The organism is Erwinia sp. MYb416, assembly GCF_037479575.1.
Taxonomy (GTDB): Bacteria; Pseudomonadota; Gammaproteobacteria; order Enterobacterales; family Enterobacteriaceae; genus Erwinia; species Erwinia rhapontici.
The window spans coordinates 1-2,481 of record NZ_JBBGYT010000012.1 but is presented as its reverse complement, the minus strand read 5'-3'; the positions used below and the strand labels follow the sequence as shown (position 1 = coordinate 2,481).

At 46.8% G+C, this 2,481-nt stretch carries 3 protein-coding genes; 2 read left to right on the top strand and 1 reads right to left on the bottom strand.

Annotated features, from left to right (window positions below):
• The coding region (locus WH277_RS00090; RefSeq protein WP_339503634.1) for a hypothetical protein at positions 1–441 on the top strand (441 nt) is incomplete at its 5' end.
• A 34-nt stretch (positions 442–475) separates the two neighbouring features.
• On the top strand, positions 476–1,525 hold the full coding sequence (locus tag WH277_RS00085; protein WP_339456969.1) for a hypothetical protein: 1,050 nt from the start codon (positions 476–478) through the stop codon (positions 1,523–1,525).
• Positions 1,526–1,619: 94 nt separating this feature from the next.
• Here the strand turns inward: WH277_RS00085 and WH277_RS00080 are convergent.
• A partial coding sequence (locus WH277_RS00080) for a zinc-binding alcohol dehydrogenase family protein (RefSeq protein ID WP_339503632.1) occupies positions 1,620–2,481 on the bottom strand: 862 nt, incomplete at its 5' end.

Genomic DNA, 2,481 nt, shown 5'->3' with positions numbered 1-2,481 from the left:
ATCCCACCCTGTAGCATAGAGGTGTTAGCATATGTAGACTTTCCCTTTGGAGAAATAAATGATGCTTACACGAATGAAAAACCAGTATTTAAACAAAATACTTACCGTATTGATTGTGGTTATTACTGGGGGGAACCTTACTTAACGATAAGTGGTCCCAGCTTGCCGGGGGCGCCAAGTGACATATTAACCCTTCGTCGTGATGAAGGAGGGGAAAGTGCAATAGGTGTGGAGTTTTATCAGGGAAACGCTGCTTCACAGGGAGCAAAAATAGTTCTAGGCGGTGACCCTTACAAGAATAAAATAACGTCAGGGTTAACGAATGTGAATTCTTCTCAGTCTAATCTTACTATAACGGCGAAACTTTTCAGAATTGCTGGCAAGAAAATATTAGTAGGTAGTTACACGGGTTCGGCCACCATGACGTTCAGCTATTTGTAATCAGCATTTAATACTTTAAGGGAGTCACGTTTAAATGGATCTTTCCAGTCAATCAAATCAGTTCATGGGCATATTAGCTTTGACCTTTTCCATATTCTGCTCAGATGCCATGGCGGGTTACAACAATATAGTGTGGGGAGGCAAGGCAGGTTCAAAACCCGAAATACACATTGACCCGCTTGATAATGATAAATTCTATTCAGATTTTACGGTGTCACCTGTATCTGGCAATACGCCCATGATAGCTATTGATTCTCAGTGTGTCGATTTCACGAATATAACAAAAAAAATCACGACGCAGTGGATAATGTACCCATCCAAAGGGAATTATCAAGGGCTTAGATGGAGCCTTACCATGAACTCCGCCGGAGCGGGTGGTCCTTATCGCGGTTCTGAGCTTGGTGGTTCTGATGAGGATATGCTGGTACCTTTTTCTCAGGTAACAGAGCCTTCCTCGGAGTACGGCGGTTGTTTTTATGCCGGGGAACAATATAGATGGAATATTCCATCACAAGGGGTTCTTACTGGGTCATTAACTGTGTCCTCAAAACAAGCGGATCCTGGAGTATATCATTTCAGTATTCCCATGGTATGGGGTGTTGAAGAAAATAAATACGCAGGAAGTTATGGTAATATCTCGAAGCGTATGGGGGCTATATTGAACAAAGCACTTAATAAAATGTCAATCCCTGTGACTTATACCCATAGGATAAAGTGTATTTTTGATACCAGTGATATTACATTGAGTCATGGTGACATTGAAGTTAGACCATTATTTTTTGAATATTTTTCGAATGTATATCCATTGAATATAACCTGTGAAAATGATAATGCTTATGTGAATGTTGAATTAATAGGTAGTACCCCGGTGTCGGGTAAAACCCGTAACTACACATCCTGCGGTACGGGCTCATCTTGCCGGTTAACCTTTGACGTAGATGGAAAAAAATTGCGTTACAATGAAACGCTGAATATCAATAAATCAAGCATGACAGTGAATGTTAAATCGACATATATGCCGAATAGAAACCCAGTGGCGGGTAAGTTCGAAGGAAGTGGAATAATAAGAATTACCATCCTGTAAGGATGCAGAGCATCGCCTTTGAGTTGGATATACACTGATGCTCTGTGCTTGTTTCGGGCCACTGTGCTGGGCGCTTAACACGCCCATACATCCATCAATACACTATTACCACTTTGCCACGCATATGGCCTTCCAGTACCCGCTGGTGAGCTTCAGACAGTGTTTCCACGCTCAGCCCATGCAGGGTTTTGCTCAGTGAGCCTGCCAGCTTGCCGTCATCCAGCAGCTTCGCGGTGGCCTCCAGAATCTCTCCCTGACGGGCGATATCCGGTGTGGTGAACATGCTGCGTGTGTACATAAATTCAAAATGCAGCGCGGCACTTTTCAGCTTCAGCTGATCCATGTTTAACGGCTTCTCGTTTTCGACGATGGTACAGATATGTCCCTGCGGCGCGATCAGTTTGCTCATCGCTTCCCAGTGACCATCGGTATCGTTCAGGCAGAAAATGTAGTCCACCTGTTTGATGTCGTGCTTCGCGAGTTCTCCGGGCATATCACGGTAGTCGATCACCAGGTCGGCGCCGCGATCCTGACACCACTGCGCGGAATCAGGGCGAGATGCTGTGGCGATCACCGTCACTTTGCTGCGCAATTTAGCCAGTGGGATCGCCAGTGATCCGACGCCACCTGCGCCGCCCACAATCAGCAGCGTTTTGCCTGCTGTGGCACTTTCCAGTTGCAGACGATCAAACAGGCCTTCCCACGCTGTCAGTGCAGTCAGCGGGAGGGCGGCAGACTCTGCCCAATCCAGTGAGCGAGGTTTATGGCCGGTAATCCGCGCATCAATCAACTGCTGGCTGGCATTGCTGCCCGGGCGGGTAATGTCGCCTGCGTAATAGACTTCGTCACCCGCTTTAAAACCACTGACCTTGCTGCCCACGGCCAGCACGATACCGCTGGCATCCCAGCCGAGCACGCGTGGCTGTTGCAGGCCATTTTTCTGTGCGCCTTTATGG